19 protein-coding genes are annotated in these 20592 nt (G+C 65.1%); 10 read left to right on the top strand and 9 right to left on the bottom strand.

Going from position 1 to position 20592, the window contains the following annotated elements; translation table 11 throughout:
- The first annotated feature begins 29 nt into the window (after window positions 1–29).
- The 10 genes from BW975_RS01960 to BW975_RS01915 are packed head-to-tail and all read left to right on the top strand — an operon-like array spanning window position 30 to window position 11753.
- Window positions 30–914 carry a branched-chain amino acid ABC transporter permease gene (locus BW975_RS01960; RefSeq protein ID WP_076530519.1) on the top strand — a complete coding sequence of 295 codons (885 nt, stop codon included), beginning with the start codon at window positions 30–32 and terminating at the stop codon, window positions 912–914.
- Entirely contained in the window at window positions 911–2710 is a 1800-nt protein-coding gene (locus BW975_RS01955) for a branched-chain amino acid ABC transporter ATP-binding protein/permease (RefSeq protein WP_076530517.1), read from the top strand. Before BW975_RS01960 ends, BW975_RS01955 begins: the two co-directional genes overlap by 4 nt.
- Window positions 2703–3407: an ABC transporter ATP-binding protein gene (locus tag BW975_RS01950; protein WP_076530515.1), complete on the top strand. Its 705-nt coding sequence runs from the start codon at window positions 2703–2705 to the stop codon at window positions 3405–3407. The genes BW975_RS01955 and BW975_RS01950 overlap by 8 nt, the downstream gene beginning before the upstream one ends.
- 1 nt (window position 3408) lies before the next feature.
- A complete protein-coding gene (gene fabG / locus BW975_RS01945; protein ID WP_076530513.1) occupies window positions 3409–4215 on the top strand; it encodes a 3-oxoacyl-ACP reductase FabG in 807 nt (268 codons plus the stop codon).
- A gap of 30 nt (window positions 4216–4245) precedes the next feature.
- Entirely contained in the window at window positions 4246–5040 is a 795-nt protein-coding gene (locus BW975_RS01940) for a shikimate dehydrogenase family protein (protein ID WP_076530511.1), read from the top strand.
- A complete protein-coding gene (locus BW975_RS01935; protein WP_076530509.1) occupies window positions 5040–6428 on the top strand; it encodes an FAD-binding oxidoreductase in 1389 nt (462 codons plus the stop codon). Before BW975_RS01940 ends, BW975_RS01935 begins: the two co-directional genes overlap by 1 nt.
- Complete coding sequence (locus tag BW975_RS01930; protein WP_076530507.1) at window positions 6421–8028, top strand: GMC family oxidoreductase; 1608 nt, start codon at window positions 6421–6423, stop codon at window positions 8026–8028. Before BW975_RS01935 ends, BW975_RS01930 begins: the two co-directional genes overlap by 8 nt.
- Window positions 8028–8819: an SDR family NAD(P)-dependent oxidoreductase gene (locus BW975_RS01925; protein ID WP_076530505.1), complete on the top strand. Its 792-nt coding sequence runs from the start codon at window positions 8028–8030 to the stop codon at window positions 8817–8819. Before BW975_RS01930 ends, BW975_RS01925 begins: the two co-directional genes overlap by 1 nt.
- Window position 8820: 1 nt before the next feature.
- Window positions 8821–9564: an SDR family NAD(P)-dependent oxidoreductase gene (locus tag BW975_RS01920; RefSeq protein ID WP_076530503.1), complete on the top strand. Its 744-nt coding sequence runs from the start codon at window positions 8821–8823 to the stop codon at window positions 9562–9564.
- 11 nt (window positions 9565–9575) lie between these two features.
- Window positions 9576–11753, top strand: a complete 2178-nt coding sequence (locus tag BW975_RS01915; RefSeq protein ID WP_076530501.1) for an alpha-ketoacid dehydrogenase subunit alpha/beta — start codon at window positions 9576–9578, stop codon at window positions 11751–11753.
- Here BW975_RS01915 and phoB read toward each other — a convergent pair.
- The 9 genes from phoB to BW975_RS01870 form a co-directional block, all read right to left on the bottom strand.
- Window positions 11750–12445 carry a phosphate regulon transcriptional regulator PhoB gene (gene phoB / locus BW975_RS01910; protein ID WP_076533289.1) on the bottom strand — a complete coding sequence of 232 codons (696 nt, stop codon included), beginning with the start codon at window positions 12443–12445 and terminating at the stop codon, window positions 11750–11752. The two genes, BW975_RS01915 and phoB, sit on opposite strands and share 4 nt — an antisense overlap.
- Before the next feature lie 8 nt (window positions 12446–12453).
- A complete protein-coding gene (gene phoU, locus BW975_RS01905; protein WP_076530499.1) occupies window positions 12454–13167 on the bottom strand; it encodes a phosphate signaling complex protein PhoU in 714 nt (237 codons plus the stop codon).
- 3 nt (window positions 13168–13170) lie between these two features.
- Window positions 13171–13947, bottom strand: coding sequence for a phosphate ABC transporter ATP-binding protein PstB (gene pstB, locus BW975_RS01900; protein ID WP_418314298.1), 777 nt, complete (start codon window positions 13945–13947; stop codon window positions 13171–13173).
- A 19-nt stretch (window positions 13948–13966) separates the two neighbouring features.
- Window positions 13967–15286, bottom strand: a complete 1320-nt coding sequence (gene pstA, locus BW975_RS01895) for a phosphate ABC transporter permease PstA (protein ID WP_076530495.1) — start codon at window positions 15284–15286, stop codon at window positions 13967–13969.
- Complete coding sequence (gene pstC / locus BW975_RS01890) at window positions 15283–16728, bottom strand: phosphate ABC transporter permease subunit PstC (protein WP_076530493.1); 1446 nt, start codon at window positions 16726–16728, stop codon at window positions 15283–15285. The genes pstA and pstC overlap by 4 nt, the downstream gene beginning before the upstream one ends.
- Window positions 16729–16805: 77 nt before the next feature.
- On the bottom strand, window positions 16806–17846 hold the full coding sequence (locus tag BW975_RS01885; protein WP_076530491.1) for a substrate-binding domain-containing protein: 1041 nt from the start codon (window positions 17844–17846) through the stop codon (window positions 16806–16808).
- 151 nt (window positions 17847–17997) lie between these two features.
- Entirely contained in the window at window positions 17998–19038 is a 1041-nt protein-coding gene (locus tag BW975_RS01880) for a sensor histidine kinase (protein ID WP_076530489.1), read from the bottom strand.
- Between the two features lie 66 nt (window positions 19039–19104).
- Window positions 19105–19464 carry a cupin domain-containing protein gene (locus BW975_RS01875; RefSeq protein ID WP_076530487.1) on the bottom strand — a complete coding sequence of 120 codons (360 nt, stop codon included), beginning with the start codon at window positions 19462–19464 and terminating at the stop codon, window positions 19105–19107.
- Window positions 19465–19491: 27 nt separating this feature from the next.
- On the bottom strand, window positions 19492–20592 hold the full coding sequence (locus BW975_RS01870) for a mandelate racemase/muconate lactonizing enzyme family protein (protein ID WP_076530485.1): 1101 nt from the start codon (window positions 20590–20592) through the stop codon (window positions 19492–19494).

Below are 20592 nucleotides of genomic sequence, written 5' to 3'. Positions count from 1 at the left end.
CCCAATTATCGGACAAGGTGGGATAGTCGATGGACGTGTTTCTTCAAGTCGTGGTGAACGGCCTGCTTCTGGGCGGCCTTTTCGCCATCACCAGCGTGGGCCTCACGCTGATCTTCGGGATCGTCAAGGTAGTGAACTTCGCCCATGGCGAATTCCTGATGATCGGGATGTATGCGACCTTTCTGGTCACCGCCGGGCTGGGCATGCACCCCTATGTCGCCGTCGCGGCCGTGGTGCCGCTGCTTTTTGTGCTGGGCATGCTGACCCAGAAGTTTCTGATCGAGCCGCTGATGGGCGCGCGCAATCACGACATCCAGATTTTCGCCACCGTCGGCCTTTCGACAGCGCTGATCAACCTCGCGCTGCTGATCTTCGGCGCCGACATCTACAACACGCCCGCCTATGGCTTGCGTTCGTCCATCGAGATCGGCCCGATCCGCATGCTGACCGGCCAGATCGTGATGTTCGTGGTCGCCACCCTTCTGGTCATCGGCCTCCACCTCTTCCTGCAGCGCACGCAGGCGGGCCGGGGCATCCGCGCCGTCGCCCAAAACCGCGCCGCGGCGCAGCTGATGGGGATCAATGTCAGCCGCGTCTACATGATCACTTTCGGCCTTGGCGCCGCCTGCGTGGGTGTCGCCGCCTGCCTCGTTGCGCCGCTCTATCCGACATCGCCGGGCATCGGCACGTATTTCGTTCTGACCGCCTTCGTGGTCGTGGTGTTGGGCGGCCTCGGCTCCATCGGGGGCGCCTTCCTCGGCGCGATGATCATCGGCCTGATCGACAGCCTCGCGGGCTTCTACATCGGCTCTGACATGCGCGAAGTCGCGGTGTTCAGCGTCTTTCTTCTCATCCTGATCCTGCGTCCGCAGGGCCTGTTCGGAGGGCGACTGAACCTGTCGCATGTATCATGACGGATCAGACCAGCACCCCCATCGCGGCGCCCAAGGCCGCGCGCAACACCACAGCGGCCATCGCATTGGTCGCGCTTCTGGCGGCGATCTTCATCACGCCTGTGGCTCTGAATGACCAGTTCATCTATCACATCTTCATCACGATCTGCATCTTTGCGGGCCTCTCGACCGCTTGGAACATCGTGGGCGGGTTCGCCGGTCAGCTATCGCTGGGCCACGCGATCTTTTACGGGATTGGCGCCTACGCAGGCATCATGCTGACCAATCTCGGCATTTCGCCCTGGATCGGCATGTTCGCGGGCGCGGGCATCGCGGCTGTGGTCGCTGTCATCATCAGCTATCCGTGCTTTCGTCTACATGGGCCGTTCTTTGCCCTGGCGACCATTGCCTTCCTTGAGGTGTTTCACCAGCTCGCCCTGCATTTCCGCGATTTCACCGGCGGTGCGACGGGTATGATGATCCCGCTCAATATCGGCTGGGAATGGATGGTCTTCCGCGAGCGTCTGCCCGCCCTCATCATCGCATTCGGCATGATGTGCTTTATCCTCGCTGTGGCGTGGTGGATCCGCTCGCACCGACTCGGCTTCCAACTGGTCGCCACGCGCGAGCGTGAGAGTGCGGCGCGCGCCGCAGGCATCGGCACAGTCAAAGTGCGACTGATCGCGGTCGCCATCTCGGCGGCGCTCACGGCAATGATGGGCACGTTCCACGGCATGTATCTGACCTTCATCGAGCCTGAATCTGCCTTCTCGCTCGCCTTCTCGATCCAGATCGCCATGTTCGCACTGATCGGCGGCCTCGGCACCGTCTTCGGCCCGCTTCTGGGCGCGGTGCTGCTCGTCCCGATCACCGAATTCGCACGCGGCGCTCTGGGCGCCGAGGCCGTCGGCCTACACGGCTTCGTCTACGGCGCGGTTCTGGTCCTCGTGGTCATCTTCATCCCCAACGGCCTGATGGGCGTTGTCGGGCGCTGGTTCAAACCCGCAGACACCGAGGGCAAACAGGCCGAGGCCGTCGCCGCCCCGGATGAGGTGCGCGCCTTCACCCCGCCCGAGCCGGGCGAGGAGATTGTCCGCGTGCGAAACCTCAACAAGCATTTCGGCGGCCTGCACGTGACCAACGACGTGTCCTTCACACTGCGCGAGGGCGAGATCCTGGGCTTGATCGGCCCGAACGGGGCGGGCAAGACCACGCTCTTCAACATGATCTCGGGCTTTCTGGATGCCGATAGCGGCACGGTCGAGATCAAGGGCAAGGACGGCAAGTGGCACAAGCCGACCAATCCCGCCGATTTCGCCACGCTGGGCGTCGGGCGCACATTCCAGATTGTTCAGCCCTTTGCCGCCATGACCGTCGAGGAAAACATCATGGTCGGCGCCTTCCACCGCTATCCGCATGTGGAAGACGCACGTGCGGCGGCCCGGCGCACCGCCGAAAAGATGGGCCTCGCGCCCTATCTGAATTCCGAGGCATCCTCGCTGACCATTGGCGGGCTGAAACGGCTCGAGGTCGCCCGCGTCATGGCGATGGAGCCGCGCGTCCTGCTGCTGGACGAGGTGATGGCCGGCATCAACCAGGCCGATGTGCGCCGCGCGATCGACCTGATGCTATCCATCCGCGACGAGGGCGTGTCGATCATCGCGATCGAGCATGTGATGCAGGCCGTCATGTCACTCTCGGATCATGTGATCGTCCTCAGTTCAGGCGAGGTGATCGCCGAGGGCAAGCCGAAGGCCGTGGTCGAGGATCCTCAAGTGATCGAGGCCTATCTGGGCAAGGAGTTTACCCATGCTTGAGCTGAAGGGCATCCATTCCGGATATGACAGCACCACCATCCTGCACGACGTGTCGCTGACCGTGAACGAGGGCGAGGTCGTCACCATCGTCGGCGCCAACGGCGCGGGCAAGACGACGACGCTGCGCACCATCTCGGGTCTGATCAAGCCGTCGCAGGGCAGCATCCATTTCGACGGGCAGGACATCACCAAGCTATCCTCGCATGAGGTGGTCGAGCTTGGGATCACCCTCATTCCCGAGGGGCGCCAGCTTTTCCCGGACATGACCGTGCGCGAAAATCTGATGATGGGCGCGTATCGCAAGGGTGCCCGCGCCAGCCAGTCCCAACTGATGGACGAGGTGCTGGCCCTCTTCCCGCGCGTCGCCGAGCGGCTCGAGCAGAAGGCCAATTCCCTCTCGGGCGGCGAGCAGCAGATGGTCGCCATCGCGCGTGGCCTCATGTCCAAACCGCGCCTTTTGATGTTCGACGAGCCGTCCCTGGGCCTTGCCCCGATCATCGTGAGCCAGGTGTTCGAAGTGATCGACAGCATCGTGAAAACCGGCGCGACGGTCCTCATCGTCGAGCAGAACGTCTTTCACACGCTGAAAGCCGCTGACCGGGGCTATGTACTGGAAAACGGCGAGATCGTGCTGACGGATGATGCGGACGCCCTGCTGGAAAACCCGCATGTGCGCAAAGCCTATTTGGGAATCTGAAATGGAGCGAACCGAAATCACACCCAACGCGCTCGACACCCGCCCCAGCCACGCGGGGCGGCACGTTCTGGTCACCGGCGCGGGCAATGGCATAGGCCGCGCGATTGCGCTCGGCTTTGCCCGGCGCGGCGCGACTGTGGGCGTGGCGGACATGAACGAAGATGCGATTGCCGAGACGGCGTCTCTGATCGGCCAGCAGGGCCCTGGCGCTGCCGTGCCCCTGATGCTGGACGTGGCCGATTGGGACGCGGTCGAAGAGACGTGTGCCCGCTTCGCCAGCGACCATGCCGCTTTCGATACCGTCATCAACAATGCCGGCATCTCGCCCAAGCACGGCGGCAAGCCGCATGGCGTCTGGGAAATGGACCCCACCGAATGGCGCCGCGTGGTCGATGTCAACCTGACCGGCAGTTTCAACACCATCCGCGCGCTCACACCTGCCATGCGCGAGGCGGGGCGCGGCTGGATCGTCAACATGAGTTCCGTCGCGGGCAAAACCCACTCGCCCATCGTGGCCAGCCACTATGCCGCGACGAAATCCGCCATCGTCGGCTTTACCATCCATCTCGCGGCGGAACTGGGACCGTTCGGCATCCGCGTCAACGCGCTGGCGCCGGGCCGGATCGAGACGCCCATGGTCGCGGGCGCGGGCAAGGTCGCCAATGACGCGCAGATCGCACTGACGCCGATGGCGCGCCTCGGCCAGCCCGCCGAGGTTGCCGACACCGCCCTTTGGCTCACCTCCAGCGAGGCCAGCTTCGTCACCGGCCAGACCATCGACGTGGCCGGCGGGCTTTATATGACGTGAGCGGCAACGCTCGAACCTGAAGGCAAAGACATGACCCAGATCACCGGTAACACGAAGCTATACGGTATCCTCGCCGACCCCATCCACCACGTCAAAACCCCGCAGGTGATGAACCGCCTCTTTGCGGAGGTGGGCCATGACGGCGTGCTGGTCCCCTTTCATGTGAGCGCGGATGGCCTGACGGACGCGGTGCGCGGGCTCAGCGCAATCCAGAGCCTTTCTGGCCTCATCGTGACCGTCCCGCACAAGACGGTGATCCCCGCGCTTTGCGACGATCTGACCAAGCAGGCGCGCATGGTCGGCGCGGTCAACTGCATTCGCCGGGACGCAAACGGCAAGCTGACGGGTGCGATTCTCGATGGCGTGGGCTTTGTCGAGGGGCTGCGCGGTGCGGGCCATGATCCCAAAGGCCTCAAAGTCATCCTCGCCGGGGCAGGTGGCGCCGCCAGCGCCATCGCCTTCGCCCTGGCCGAGGCAGGCGTTTCTGCGCTGACCATCGCCAACCGCACCGAAGCGAGGGCCAGGGACTTGGCCGACCGGATCAGCGCCGCCTATCCAGATGTGGACGTTTCCACCGATGCCAGCGCCGTTGCGGAGGCAGATCTGGTGGTCAACGCCACGTCGCTCGGCATGCGCGAGGGCGATGCGCTGCCGCTCGACACTGCCCAACTGCACGCAGGCCAGATTGTCGCCGAGGCGATCATGGACCCCGCCGTCACCCCCCTTCTTGCCGCCGCCGAAAAGGCGGGCGCGCGCACCCATCCGGGCCTGCCGATGCTCCAATCGCAGGCCCGCCTGATGGCCGAATTCATGGGCGCGATCTGATGAGCGACGAGGCGCCCCTGCTGGACACACTGCGCAGCATTTGCGGCGACGCTGCTGTCCTGACCGGCGGCGATATGGCCGCGTATGCGACCGACTGGCGCGATATGTTCCACGGCAAGCCCCTTTGCGTCGTGCGCCCAGCCGAAACAGCGGAGGTCGCGCAATGCGTCGCCGCCTGCGCCGAAACAGGGACCGCCATCGTCCCCCAAGGCGGGAATACCGGTTTGGCGGGCGGCGCGACGCCCGATGACAGCGGCACCCAGGTGATCGTCGCGCTGGACCGCATGACCGCCATTCGCCGGATCGACCCTGTCGGCATGACCATCGAAGTCGAGGCGGGCGCGATCCTTCAAACGGTCAAAGACGCTGCCGGAGACGAAAATCGCCTGCTGCCCATCAGTCTCGCCGCCGAGGGCTCTGCCCGGATCGGGGGACTGATCGCCACGAACGCGGGCGGGGTCGATGTGCTGCGTTACGGCATGACACGCGGTCTGGTACTGGGTCTCGAAGTGGTACTGCCGGACGGGCAGATCCTCAGCCGCCTGCGCCACCTGCGCAAGGACAATGCGGGATACGACCTGAAACAGCTTTTTATCGGGACCGAAGGCACGCTGGGGATTGTCACCGCCGCCGTACTGCGCCTTGTCCCTCAGCCCCGCCACCGCGCGACCGCGTTGATTGCCGTGCCGGACATCGCGTCCGCCATCGCGCTCTATGCCCGCGCGCAGGACGAGGTGGGCGAGGCGCTCTCGGCGTTCGAGCTGATCTCGGGCGCGGGTCTTGACCTGGTGGCCGAGCATATGGGCCAGACCGCGCCCGTCACTGCTGATTGGGTGCTGCTGATCGAGGCCGGCTCCTCACTGCCAAGCTTGCGGGAGGCAGCGGAGAAGCTGCTGGAGACCGCCTTCGAGGAAGGCTGGGCCACCGATGGCGTGCTCGCCGAGTCGGAAGCGCAGGCCGATGCGCTCTGGCAACTGCGCGAGAGCCTGACGGAGGCTGAAGGCAAGGCGGGCGGCGCGATCAAGCATGACATCTCGGTGCCGATCACGGGCATCGCAGCCTTCCTGCAAGAAGCGGGCAACATGCTGCGCGCGGTGGCGCCGGAGGCAAAGTTCAACGTCTTTGGCCATCTGGGCGACGGGAACCTGCATTACAACGTGATGAACGTGACCAGAGAGGACGCCGCGAAGGTCAATGCCGCCGTGCATGACGTGGTCGCCGCGCATCACGGCTCGATCTCGGCCGAGCATGGGCTGGGGCAGTATCGTGTCGCCGAATGGGCACGACTTGCGAGCCAGCCAGAGCATGATCTTACGCGCCGGATCAAGGATGCGCTGGACCCTGATGGCCTGATAAATCCCGGCAAGGTGGTGCCCAAACGTGGATAACGAGTTCGACTATATCATCGTCGGCGGCGGCAACGCGGGCTGCGTGCTGGCAAACCGCCTGAGCGCCTGCGGCAAGCACACGGTCTTGCTGATTGAGGCCGGGGACGACGGGCAAAGCCATTGGGTCGATATTCCGGCCGGATTTTCCAAGCTGCTGACCAATCCACGCCACAACTGGCGCCTCGCCAGCGAGCCGGAAGAGGCAACCATGAACCGGGTGATTGCCATCCCCAAGGGCAAGGGGCTGGGCGGCTCGACCCTGATCAACGGCATGATCTATGTGCGCGGCCAGCCGCAGGATTTCGACGGCTGGGCGCAGCGCGGCTGCACCGGCTGGGGGTTCGACGATGTGCTGCCCTATTTCAAGCGGATCGAGGATTACGACGAGGCGGATGGCGATCTGCGCGCGCGCGGCGGCCCCCTGCCACTGACCACGGTGAAAGAGCGGCCTGAGATTGGCCGCGCCTTCATCCGCGCTGCCAACGCGGCGGGGCATCCCGAGAATGACGACTATAACGGCGCGTCGCAGGACGGTTTTGGCTATTATCAGGTAAACCAGAGGGATGGCCGCCGCGTCAGCGCCGCAGCCGCCTATCTGGACCCGGTGCGCAATCGCCAGAACCTGACCATCTGGACCGGCGCGCAGGCGCGGCGCATTCTGCTGGACGGGCGCCGCGCGACCGGCGTCGAAGTGGTGCAAAAGGGGCAGGTCCGCACGGCGCGGGCGCGCGCCGAGGTGGTGCTGGCGGCGGGAGCCTTTCATACGCCGCAACTGCTGGAACTGTCGGGCATCGGCGATCCCGAGATCCTGCGCGCTGCCGGCATTGATGTGGCGCATGAGGCCCCCGGTATCGGCGCGAATTACATCGACCATTATTGCACCCGCATGAACTGGCGCGTGACGCAGCCTGTCACGCTGAACGAGATGACGCGCGGCCTCAGCCTCGTCAAATCGGTCCTGCAATATGCCCTCACGCGCAAGGGCATCCTGACCTACGGCACCGGCTTGGTGCACGGCTTCATGCGCACCCGGCCCGACATAGAGGGGCCGGACGTGCAGCTGTTTTTCCTGCACGCCAGCTATGCCAACGCCGCCGAGCGGAAGCTGGACAAGCTGCCCGGCATGACCATCGGCGTCACGCAACTGCGCCCCGAATCGCGCGGCACCGTGCATATCGGCAGTAATGATCCGGCTCAGCCGCCGGTGATCCGCCCCAATTTCCTCGCCACGCCCGAGGATTGCCGCGCCATGGTGGACGGAATGAAGATGACGCGGGATATCGTGGCGCAGGCGCCCATGGATGCCTTTCGCGGCCCCGAGATCAGCCCCGGCGAGAGCTGCCAGAGCGATGCCGACTGGCTACAATTCGCGCGCGACAACGGCCAGACGATCTATCACGCCAGCGGCACCTGCCGGATGGGCGCGGATGATGCGGCCGTGGTGGATCCGGCGCTGCGGATACGCGGGCTGGACGGGCTGCGCGTCGTGGATGCGTCGATCATGCCGACCATCGTGTCGGGCAACACGCAAGCCGCCGTCTTCATGATCGCGGAAAAGGGCGCGGACCTGATCCTTCGGGACGCCGCCAGGAGGACATGATGAGACAGTTCGCCCCCGCCACCTATCCCGGCCTTGCGGGCCGCGCCGTGCTGAATACCGGCGGCGCGCGCGGCATTGGCTTTGCCATGGCCCAGGCTTTTGCCCGGCACGGTGCGCATCTGATGCTAATGGACCGCGACAGCGACGCGCTGAATGACGCTGCCGAAACCCTACGCGCCGACTTTCCCGGCGCGCGCATCGAAACGCACCACGGCTCGGTCATCGAGGAGGATGACGTTGCCGCCGCCTGTGCCGCCTGCAAGGACGCCTTCGGCAGCCTCGATATCTTGCTGACCAATGCCGGCATCTCGATGAACCGGCCCAGCATCGAATTGACGCTTGCCGACTGGCGCCGCGCCATCGACATCAACCTCACGGGCGCTTTCATCTGCGCGCAATCCGCCGCGCATCATATGATCGCCCAAGGCGGCGGCGTGATCCTGAACACCGCCTCGATGTGGGGGCTGATGGCCTCGGCCAATCGCGCGGCCTATTGCGCGTCCAAGGCCGGGGTGATCTCGCTGACCGAGGTGCTGGCGGATGAATGGGCGCAGCACGGCATCCGCGTCAATGCGATCTGCCCCGGATATATCCGCACCGCCCTGACGGACGAGTTGATCGCCGAGGGCAAGCTGGACCTCGCCGCGATCGAGGCGCGCACGCCGCAGGGCCGCATGGGCACGCCCGAAGAAGTGGCGGAAATGGCCGTCTATCTCGCCAGCGATGCGGCGGTTTTCATCAACGGGCACGCGCATCTGTCGGACGGCGGGTTTCGCGCAAGGGGGTTCTGATATGAACGCGAGTTTCGATTTCACGGGCCGCACGCTCTTGCTGACTGGTGCGGCGGGCGGGATCGGGCGCTGCATTGCGCAGCTCTTTCACCGCTCGGGCGCCAATCTGGTGCTGGGCGACCGGGACCAAGGGTCGCTGTCTGCGCTGTCAGATGAGCTGGGCGGCGACCGTATCGCAACCCTCGCTGGGGACGCTGCCAACCCCGACGATGCACAAAAACTCGTGGATCTGGCCATCTCCCGCTTTGGCGGGATCGACTATCTGATCCCCGGTGCAGGCATCTATCCGGCGCAGCGCTTTGCCCAGATGACGGACGAGGATTGGCGCCGCCTTATGGCGATCAACCTCGACGGCGTTTTCTATATCTGCCGCCGCACGCAGCCGCATCTGAAACCGGGCGGGGCGATCGTCTTTCTCACCTCGCTGGCGCCGCACAGGGGCGCGCAAACCAACGCGCATTACGCTGCCGCCAAGGGCGCCGTCGGTGCGCTCATGCGCAGCCTCACCCGCGAGTTGGCGCCGGATATCCGCTGCAACGCCATCGCGCCCGGTATCATCGACACGCCCATGATCGGCGATTTCAAGAAAACCCGCAGCGACGAGACGCTGCGCCAGACCCCCCTCGCCCGGCTTGGTCTGCCCGAGGAGGTGGCCAGCGTCGCCGCCTTCTTGGCCAGCGATGCCGCCAGTTTTGTCAGCGGCGAGACGATACAGGTCAATGGCGGCCTCTACATGGTCGCCTGAGAGGATCTCCCATGCCCGAATTCACCGATATCGCCCCTCTGGCCCCTTGGCGCCAGATCACCGTCACCGACGATGACCGAAATGCCATCGACCCCGAAACCGGCTGCACCATCCTCGCCCAGCTGCACCTCATCCGCGCGTTCGAGGAGAAGGTATTGGACCTCGCGGGCAAGCAGCTGGTCCACGGCCCGGCGCATAGCGCGGTGGGGCAGGAGGGCGGCGCTGTAGGCTCTGCCATGACGCTGGGTGACGGCGATCAGGTCAACGGCTCGCACCGCGCGCACCACCAGTTTTTGGCCAAATCGCTGCGCCACGTCGCCGCCGGCATTTCCGCGACCGACGACTTCCCCACCGCGATCCGCGATCTGTCGAAACGCACCATGGCCGAGATCATGGGCCTTGCGCAGGGTTTCTGCCGGGGGCGCGGCGGCTCGATGCATCTGCGCTGGGAGGAGGCCGGGAACCTCGGCACCAACGCCATCGTGGGCGGCGGCGTGCCCATGGCCGCGGGCGCCGCATGGGCGCATCGCAATGCCGGGACGGACCGTGTCGTCTACAGCTATTTCGGTGATGGCGCGACGAATATCGGCTCGGTCCTCGAGACGATGAATATCGCGGCGGCGTGGAAACTGCCCATCTGCTTTTTCATCGAGAATAACCGTTATGCGGTGTCCACCACGGTCGAGGAATCCACGGCCGAGCCACGCCTGTCGTCGCGCGGCCTCGCCTTCGGCATCCCCGCCTTCAAGGTCGACGGAATGGACCCGGTGGCTGTCTATCATGCCTCACTGGCCGCGAACAAAATCATGCGCGGCGGCGACGGGCCAACAATCATCGAGGCCGATCTCTATCGCTTCTTTCACCAGAACGGCCCCCTGCCCGGCAGCGCGTTTGGCTACCGCAGCAAGGAAGAAGAGGCCGAGTGGCGCGCCCGCGATCCGCTGGACGCGATGGCGCGGAACCTGATGGAGCGGCAGGTGCTCGGCGAGGATGACATCAATCGGCTGCGGGAGCGCTCTGTAGGCCTGATGGAGGATGTCGCGGGCGAGCTGACCGAAATGCACGAGGGCCGCCCCCGCATCATCCCCAGCCTCTGGCCCGAGGAAAGCTTCCGCGACGCGGGCCTGCGCGGTGATCTGTCGGAATTCAAGGGCGCCCGCACCGCCGAGGAAGCGGAGTTCGATGGCACGCTGCAAGAGGCAAAATTCGTCGATACCGTGGCCGACGTGATGCACCGCCGGATGGCCGAGGACGAGCGCATCGTCGTGCTGGGCGAGGATGTTCACCGCCTCAAGGGTGGCACCAATGGCGCGACGCGCGGTCTGTCCGATGCCTTCCCGAACCGCATCCTCGGCACCCCGATTAGCGAGAACGCCTTTACCGGCATCGCAGCGGGCATGGCGGCGGATGGGCGCGTGCGGCCCGTCATCGAATTCATGTATCCCGATTTCATGTGGGTCGCCGCCGATCAGGTCTTCAACCAGATCGGCAAGTTCCGCCATATGTTCGGCGGCGATGCCGACATGCCGTTGGTCCTGCGGACGAAAGTGGCCATCGGCACCGGATACGGCTCGCAGCATTCGATGGACCCCGCGGGCATCTTCGCCACCGCTCCCGGCTGGCGCATCGTCGCGCCCGCGACGCCCTTCGACTACGTGGGGCTGATGAACGCGGCCCTTCTGTGCCGCGACCCGGTTCTGGTGCTGGAGCATGTAGAGCTCTACGCCTCGAAAGGCGCGGCGCCGGTTGATGATTTCGACTACATTATCCCGCTGGGCCGCGCGAAGGTCGTGCGCGAGGGTGCAAAGCTGACCGTTCTCACCTACCTCGCCATGGTCGAAAAGACGCGCCAAGTGGTCGAAGAGCTGGGGCTGGACGCTGAGATCATCGACCTGCGCAGCCTGGACCGTGCGTCTTTGGATTGGGAGACGATCGAGACCTCGATCCGCAAGACGAACAACGTTCTGATCGTCGAGCAAGGCGCGCAAGGCACGTCATACGGCGGATGGCTGGCGGATGCGCTGCAGCGCCGCGTCTTTGACTGGCTGGATCAGCCGATCCAGCGCGTCACGGGCGCCGAGGCGTCGCCCAGTATCTCGAAGGTATTGGAAACCGCCGCCAGCGCGGGCAAGCGCGAGATCGAAGCCGGGCTGCGGCAGATGATGGCCGATATGGGCGCGCCGCTCTAGCCCAGTGCATAGCCCGCGCCGCGCACGGTGCGGATCACATCGGCGCGCATGGCATCGCCCTGCGCCAACGCCTTGCGCAGGCGGCCCACATGCACATCGACGGTGCGGCTGTCGACATGGATGTCGCGGCCCCAAACGCGGTCCAGCAGTTGCTCACGGCTCAGCACGCGGCCCGGCCGCTCCATCAGCGTGGCCAGCAGGCGAAACTCGGTCGGTCCCAGTTTGACCTCGGCGCCGCCGCGCGTGACGCGGTGCGTCTCGCCGTCCAGCACGATATCCTCGAATTCCAGCTGCGCTCCGGCGGCGGCGGGGCGCGAGCGCCGCAGCTGCGCCTGCACGCGCGCCATCAACTCGGCCAGCGAATAAGGCTTGGTCATGTAATCGTCGGCCCCGGTATCGAGGCCGCGCACCATGTCCACCTCCTCGGTGCGGGCCGAGAGCATGATGATCGGCACGGCCCGAGTATCAGGCCGCGACTTGATCTGGCGGCACACCTCGATCCCCGAAACATTGGGCAGCATCCAGTCCAGCAGGATCAGATCCGGCGCGCCCTCGGCCACAAATAGCAGCGCCTCCTCGCCGTCGCCCGCGCGGATCACGTTGAGGCCCGCCGCCTCCAGATTATAGGCCAGAACTTCGCGCTGCGCCGGCTCGTCCTCGACCAGGAGGACGGTGGGCCGCCCCGATGCCATGGCCGCGCTCATGTCTGCGAAATCTTTGCATCGACAGAGGTGGCATCGCCCTTGGGCCGGTCGTCGTCCGGGTGCTGGCCGGTCACCATGTAGATCACCTGCTCGGCGATGGCAGTCACATGGTCGCCCATCCGCTCGGTGTTCTTGGCGATGAAATGCAGGTGCATGCAGGGGGTTATGTTGCGCGTGTCCTCCAGCATGAAGGTCAAAAGCTCGCGGAAAGCGGCATTGTACATCTGGTCGATCTCGGCATCCCGCGCCAGAACCTCGCGCGCCAGATCCGCGTCGCGGCGCACATAGGCATCGAGCGCATCCTTCAAAAGGCGCTGGACCTCGCGCGCCATGCGGCGCAGCGCGGCGGTGCCGCCCTCGACCTGCGGCATCCCGGCCAGAACGGTCGTGCGCTTGGCCATGTTCTTGGCATAGTCGCCGATCCTCTCCAGATTGCCCGAGATCTTGATGACCCCGAGGATGGCGCGCAGATCGACGCCCATGGGCGCGCGCAGGGCGATGATGCGCGCCGCCTCGTCGTTCAGCTGATCCTCTAGCGCGTCGATGGCGCGGTCGGCGCGGCGCACCTCCTGCGCCGCCTCCTCGTCCTGCGCCTCCAGAGCCGAGGCCGCATCGAGGATCGCCTGCTCGACCAGACCGCCCATGCGGGTGATCAACACCTCGACAGTCTCCAGATCGCGGTCGAAGGCGGAGGTGATGTGCTGGCTCATGACTTATCCTATCCGTCCGGTGATGTAGCTTTCGGTGCGCTTGTCGGTGGGGTTGGTGAAGATCTGGTCGGTGCTGCCATATTCCACCAAATTGCCCAGATGGAAGAACGCCGTCTTCTGGCTGACCCGCGCGGCCTGCTGCATCGAGTGGGTGACGATGGCGACGCAGAAATCCTCGGTCAGGTTCGCGATCAGTTCCTCGACCTGCGCCGTCGCGATCGGGTCCAGCGCGCTGCACGGCTCGTCCATCAGAAGTACTTCGGGCTGCGTGGCCACGGCGCGCGCGATGCAGAGGCGCTGCTGCTGGCCGCCTGAAAGGCCCGTGCCGGGTGCGGCCAGCCGGTCCTTGACCTCATCCCAGAGCGCGGCCTGACGCAGCGATTGCTCGACAAGGCTGTCCAGATCGGCGCGTGTCCGCGCCATGCCGTGGATGCGCGGGCCATAGGCCACATTGTCGTAGATCGACTTGGGAAACGGGTTGGGCTTTTGAAAGACCATGCCAACCCGCGCGCGCAACTGCACGGGATCGACCCGGCGGTCGTAGATATCCTGCCCGTCGAGGTGAATATCCCCCTCGACGCGGCAGATCTCGATCGTGTCGTTCATCCTGTTGAGGCAGCGCAGAAAGGTGGATTTGCCGCAGCCCGACGGCCCGATGAAGGCGGTGACGCAGCGATCCTCCAGCTCCACGCTCACATCCTTGATCGCGTGCGTGTCGCCGTACCAGACGTCGACGCCCTTGGCGGACATCTTGTGGGTGTCGTTTCTCATATCCTGCATGGGGTCCATCTTTCTCTTGTTACCAGCGCCGCTCGAACCGGCGGCGCAGCAGAATGGCGATCAGGTTCACGGCCAAGAGCACCAGCAGAAGGATGATGATCCCGCCCCAGGCACGCTCGTAATAGGCCGGATCGGCCCTTTTGGCCCATTCGAATATTTGCGCAGGCATGGCCGAATTCGGGTCGAGAAAGGCCGACTGGATACCATCGGGATAGTTGGTGGCGATATAGCCAACCATCCCGATCAGCAGCAGCGGCGCCGTCTCGCCCAATGCCTGCGCAATGCCGATGATGGTACCCGTCAGGATGCCCGGCATGGCCAGCGGCAGCACGTGGTGAAACACCGCCTGCATTTTCGACGCGCCCACACCCAGCGCCGCATCGCGGATTGAGGGTGGCACGGATTTCAGGCTTGCGCGGGTCGAGATGATGATCGTCGGCAGCGTCATCAGGGTCAGCACAAGGCCCCCCACCAAGGGCGCGGATTGCGGCAGATGCGCGAATTGGATGAAGGCCGCAAGACCGAGGATGCCGAAAACGATCGAGGGGACCGCCGCGAGGTTCGAGATGTTCACCTCAATGAGGTCGGTCCAGCGGTTCCTCGGCGCGAACTCCTCGAGATAGATCGAAGCGGCGACGCCGATGGGCAGCGACAGGATCAGCACCACCGCCATCATGGCGAGCGAGCCGAGGATCGCCACCCCCATGCCCGCCTGCTCGGGGCGGCTTTCACTGGCATCGGCGCCAGTGATGAAGGCACTGTTGAAGCCCTTTTGCGCCAACCCCGCCTCGCGCAGCGCATCGACGATATCCAGATGCGGGGCGTCGATATTCTTGTCGCGGGTCACATCGGCGCGGGCCACGCGGCCCTTGAGATACCCATCGACGCGGCTGGCCGCGAGCAGGTTGAACGTCACCGTGTCGCCGATCAGCTGGGGGTTGGCGATCACGCGGTCACGCAAAAGCGCGGCGGCGGAGGGCGAGACGAGCGCCTTCATATCACTGGCGCTGTCCAGCGGCGTGTCGATGTTCAGGCTCTGAACCTGGCTTAGAAGCGCCTCGTTGATCAGCGGCGTGTAGCCGAAGGTCGAGACCTTGGCGATCTCCTGAGGGTCGCGGTTGCCGGTCTTGTCCAGCTTGGCGGGGTCCAGGTAGACCGGCACGCTCAGATAAGTCTGCTGGAACGCGCCACGCCCGTTCACGATGATCGTGGTCAACAGCACCACGAGAAAGCCGAGGCCGATCGCGATGGCGATGGCCCCATAGGCGCGAAAGCGTTTCTCGGCGGCGCCCCGGCGGCGGGTGCGCGCATCAGGCTCTAACAGGCTCTTTCGGGTCATTCGTATTGCTCGCGATATCTGCGCACGATCCAGAGCGCGATGACGTTCAGCCCCAGCGTGATGACGAAAAGGGTCATGCCCAGCGCGAAGGCGACAAGCGCCTCGGGCGAGGCGAAATCAGCATCCCCGGTCAGCTGGCTGACGATCTTGGCGGTGACGGTGGTCATGGCGTCGAACGGGTTGAGACCCAGCTTGGCCGCCGCGCCCGCGCCCAGCACGACGATCATCGTCTCGCCGATGGCGCGGCTGGCGGCCAGCAGCACCGCGCCGACGATGCCGGGCAGGGCAGCGGGCAGCACGACCTGGCGGATCGTCTCGGACTTGGTCGCGCCCAGCCCATAGCTGCCATCCCGCAGCGCCTGCGGCACGCCGCCCATGATGTCGTCGCTCAGCGAACTGACGAAGGGGATCAGCATGATGCCCATCACAAGGCCAGCCGTCATCACTGCCGTGCCGGCCTGCATCCAGCCCAGCCCGTCGCGGCCAAAGACGCTCAGAAGCAGGGGGCCAACCGTCAACAGCGCGAAGAGGCCGTAAACGATGGTCGGGATACCGGCCAGCACCTCGAGCAGCGGCTTGACGATGCCGCGCACGCGCGGACTGGCGTATTCGGACAGGTAGATGGCCGAAAATAGGCCGATGGGCACCGCCACCAGCAGCGCGATAACCGAGATGTAGAGCGTGCCCCAAAGGAGCGGCAGCACGCCCAACTCACTGCCGCCGCCGAAGCTGGGGGACCATGTGGTGCCGAAGAAGAACTCGGAGGCCGGGTAGATCCGGAAAAACTCGATTGTGGTGAAGACGAGCGACAGGATGATGCCAATCGTCGTCAGCACGGCAATGCTCGCCGCCGCGATCAGCAGCATCCGCACCCCGGATTCGACCCTGTTTCGGGCGCGCATATTCTTGTCGGTACGCCGCCACGCGATAGCCAGCCCCGCCAAGGCCGCGATCAGCGCAACGGCGGCCATGATCAGATCACCGCGTGCGTCCAGCCTGCGCCATTCCTGCGCCGCCGCGAGAACCGGCGCGCTGACATCCGAGGCCAGCGGCGCACCGACCCCGGCCAGAAGCGCGCGCAAGGTGCCGTCGGCCTCCAGCGCCCGCGCCTCATCTGCGGTGACCACGCGCTTTGAAACGACGGCGTCCAGACCGTCCGCAACACGGCGCACATCGCTCAGCATGAGGCCGCTGTCATTGCTTTCGGGCAGCATGCCGGACACCGCGCCGGACAGGACCAGCGGCTGCGCGACCAGCCAGAGCGCCAGGATCCCCACAGCCGGAACCAGCGCCAGCATCGCGGCGTGGGCGCCGTAGTAGCGCGGCAGAGAATGCAGCGCGCGGCTGTCCCCACCCGCCGACGCCAAGGCGCGCGCACGCCCCGAGACATAAGCCGTCATGCCGAGCGCGATCAGGATCAGGGCAAGGACGGTCAGGGACATCGGGGCACTTTCATGGTCTCGAAAAAAGGCGCGCCGGGGGCAGGACAATCCGCCCCCGGCGCCAATCAGAAGGGGGCTTACATACCGCCCTGCATGGTCTTTTCTTCGGCAACGGTGGCTTGGGTCTCGGCCAGTTCGGGATCCGAGACGAGGCCGTAATTGGCCAGCGGACCATCGGGGCCTGCGACCTCATCGGCCACAAAAAACTCCGCGAACTCCTTGAGGCCGGGGATCACGCCGATATGCGCCTTCTTGATGTAGAAGAACAGCGGGCGCGACACGGGGTATTCGCCCGACGAAATGCTCTCGGTCGTCGGCTCGACACCGTTCATGGTGGCGACCTTCAGCGTGTCGGTGTTGTTCTCGTAAAAGGCGAGACCAAACACGCCGACGCCCTCGGGGTTGCTGCCGATCCGCGCAAGCGTCTCGGTGTAGTCGCCGTCGATATCCACGCTGCGCCCATCGGTGCGCACGGATATGCAGGCGTCATGCGCTGCATCCTCGTCCATGCCGCCATCCATCATGGCCTGCATCGCGCCGGTATCTTCGCAGCCCTGCAGCAGCACCTTCTCTTCGAACACCTCGCGCGTGCCGTGCTTGGTGCCGGGGATGAAGGCCGCGATCTCGACCTCGGGCAGGTCGGCGTTCACCTCGGACCACATGGTGCGGGTGTTGTCGGCCAATGCGCCATCCACCATAACCTTGGGGGCCAGCGCGCCGTACCAATCGCCGGGCGTAAAGGCGGTAAAGGCGGGCCCGTCCAACTGGCTGGCAAAGACGATGCCGTCATAGCCGATGCGGACTTCGATGATCTCGGTCACGCCGTTCTCGGCGCAAGCTGCCACCTCTCTTTCGCGCATGGCGCGGCTGGCATTGGCGATGTCGATGGTGTTCGCGCCCACGCCCTCGCAGAACCGCTTGAGCCCGGCGGAGGAGCCGCCCGATTCGACGACCGGCGTTGGATAGTCGAAATTCTCGCCAAAGGCTTCGGCAACGATCGAGGCATAGGGCAGCACGGTGGACGAGCCTGCAACCTGCACATTGTCTCGCGCGTACACTGCGGATGCGGACAGCGCGGTGATAGCGGCGGCGGAAACGATGGGTTTTGCGAAAGGCATAAGGCCTCCTGAATTTTCCAAGCACGGACGCACGAGCAGCGCACGCCCTACCGACGGTGCTAACGTCCGGCGACGACGCTTTTGCAAAGGTTTTGTAACGGTTTGATGACACTTTGCGGAAAAGTCGGAAAATGCGCCGGGTGCCTCAGGGTCAGTCGCCCCGCGCGTCCGCCGCCAAAGGCAGCAGGACCCTGATTTCGCATCCCGCACCCGGCGCGCTCTCGATCGTCAGCCGCCCGCGATGCCGCTGGGCGATATGCTTGACGATGGCAAGGCCCAGTCCCGTGCCACCCATCGCGCGCGCACGGTGGTTGTCGATACGGTAGAAACGCTCTGTCAGGCGCGGGATATGGATCGGATCGATTCCCGGCCCATCATCGCGCACCGACAGGATCGCTGCAGGCTCGCGCAACTGGGCATCTTGCGCCACAATGGTCAGACTGACAGCCACCTTGCCGCCCGAGGCGCCATATTTCAGCGCGTTCTCAATCAGGTTCACGCAGACTTGCCGCAGCTGGTCGGCATCGCCCAGCACCATCACGGGCGCGCCCGGCAGGCTGAGCATCACTTCGGCCCCAGCCTCTTCTGCCAGACCGCGCATGGTATCGCGGGCGGCGGTGCAGATATCTCTGAGATCGACCTCAGCCTTGGGCCTATGGCGCTGCTGCGCCTCGACCCGGCTCAGCGACAGCAGATCATGGACCAGCCTCTCCATCCGCGCGGCCTCACCTTGCATGATAGTGAGAAAGCGGTCGGTCGCGGCAACATCACCCTTGGCGGGGCCGCGCAGCGTCTCGATAAAGCCCGAGAGCGCGGTGAGCGGCGTGCGCAATTCATGGCTGACATTGGCCACAAACTCGCGGCGCATCATATCGGTCTGCATCGCGGTACTGACATCGCGCAGACAGATTAGCACGGCCTCACCAGCCGGCGCGCAAGTCACGTCATAAAGCGTGTCCTGACCTGCTTCATCGGCCATGAATTGCGCCTCAGCGGCGGCGGCGCTGTTGCGGCAAGTCTCGACGGCGTCCAGCACGGCAGGGGTCCGGATGATCCGCGCCAGATGCCCGCCAATACCAGCCGAGCCCAGCACCGCCTCAGCCGCCGCATTGGCGGCAATCACGCGCATATCGGCCCCGATCAACAGCGCCGGGATCGGAATAGCCGCAACCAGCGCCTCGTTCGGTACCATGGGTCATGCCTCGTATTGGGTGGGGGCTGCAATGGCGCCTGCCGCGACTTTCAACATGGTGCAGACTTAGCTGGACGGGCTGATCACGTAGAGCTTGCGCATATGCTCGTGGATCTCCCACTCGCCTTTCCAGCCCTGCGGCAGGACCAGCAGATCGCCCGGCCCGATCTCGCGCGGGGTGCTGCCATCCTCGTTGCGCACCGTCGCGCGGCCCTTGATGATGTGGCAATACTCCCCGGCCGAGGTCCGGTCAGCGGTGAAGCGCCCCGGCGTGCATTCCCAGACGCCGATATTCGTCAGCCCATCGGGCGAGGACCAAAGGGTCTGCGCCGATTCCTCCTGCCCCTCGGTGAGGGTGGTCGGCTTGGGCTTGAACGCGCCCATCTTGATCCCTGCAAGGTCCTTGAAACTGTCGAGGCTTACCATCTTCGCTTCTCCCTGAAATCGTCTCTGTTATGCGGCCGAGACACTGTAATGCGCGCGCGCCAGCCAATCGGGGCTGATCTCGATGCCCCAGCCGGGCGCGTCCGTGACCGTGGCGTGACCATCCTCGATCCTGTAGGGGTCCGAGGTGAAGAGCCCCTCCTGCCACGGGTAGTAATCCGCGCCCTCGATGCTGAATTCCAGGTATTTCCCGGCATTCGGAATGGCGCGCAAGAGGTGCATGGTAAAGAGCGTGACCAGCGACAGGTTCGCGCAATGGGGCGTGACCGGCAGACCCGCCTGCTCGGCCATCTTCACCACGCGCAGGGTGCGGGCGATGCCGCCCAGATAGAGAATATCGGGCTGCACGATATCGACCGCGCGCATGTCGATCATCCGTTTCCATGTCGGCAGATCGCAATCCTGCTCGCCCCCGGTCACGGCAATATCTAATGCCTCGGTCACTTCGCGGGTCTGCTCCAGCTCCCAATAGGGGCACGGCTCCTCGAAATGCTCATAGCCGTGATCCTCCAGCATCCGGCCCACTTCGATCGCCTGCGCGGGCGCATAGCAGCTGTTGGCGTCGATCAGCAGCGCGGCGCTATCGCCCAATTCGCGGCGCATCGTGGGTATGATCTCCTCAGTCCGGCCCGGCCATTCGTCGCGCCCGCGCCCCACCTCGGCCCCCGCGCGCACCTTGAAGGCGTCAAAGCCATGCGCATCGCGCAGCCGCTTCATCCGCTCGGCCTCATCGGCGGGCGTGATGTCCCGCTTCATCGAGCTGGCATAGGCGCGGATGCGCCCCGGCGTGCCGCCAAGAAGCTCGGCCACGGACTTGCCCTCGCGGCGCCCGCGCAGATCCCAGATCGCGGTATCGACGCCCGACATGGCGCGGCGCAGGTAGGAGCCGGGGAATTTATGCTCACGCTCGACCACCAGATCCATCAGGTCATCGAGATCCGCGATATCGCGGCCCATGATATGCGGCGCGACCTGCCGGTGCAGCACCTTGCAGGTGATGTCCGAATGATAGGTCGAGACCTGCCCCCAGCCGGTGCTGCCATCCTCCACCATGAGGCGCACGAAGCCGACGAATTCGGTGGTGAAGGTCTCGATCCGGGTGATCTTCAT

Source organism: Roseovarius nanhaiticus, assembly GCF_900156535.1.
Classification (GTDB): Bacteria; Pseudomonadota; Alphaproteobacteria; order Rhodobacterales; family Rhodobacteraceae; genus Roseovarius; species Roseovarius nanhaiticus.
The sequence above is the reverse complement of the archived record's forward strand: the minus strand, read 5'-3'. Positions and strand labels throughout refer to the sequence as shown.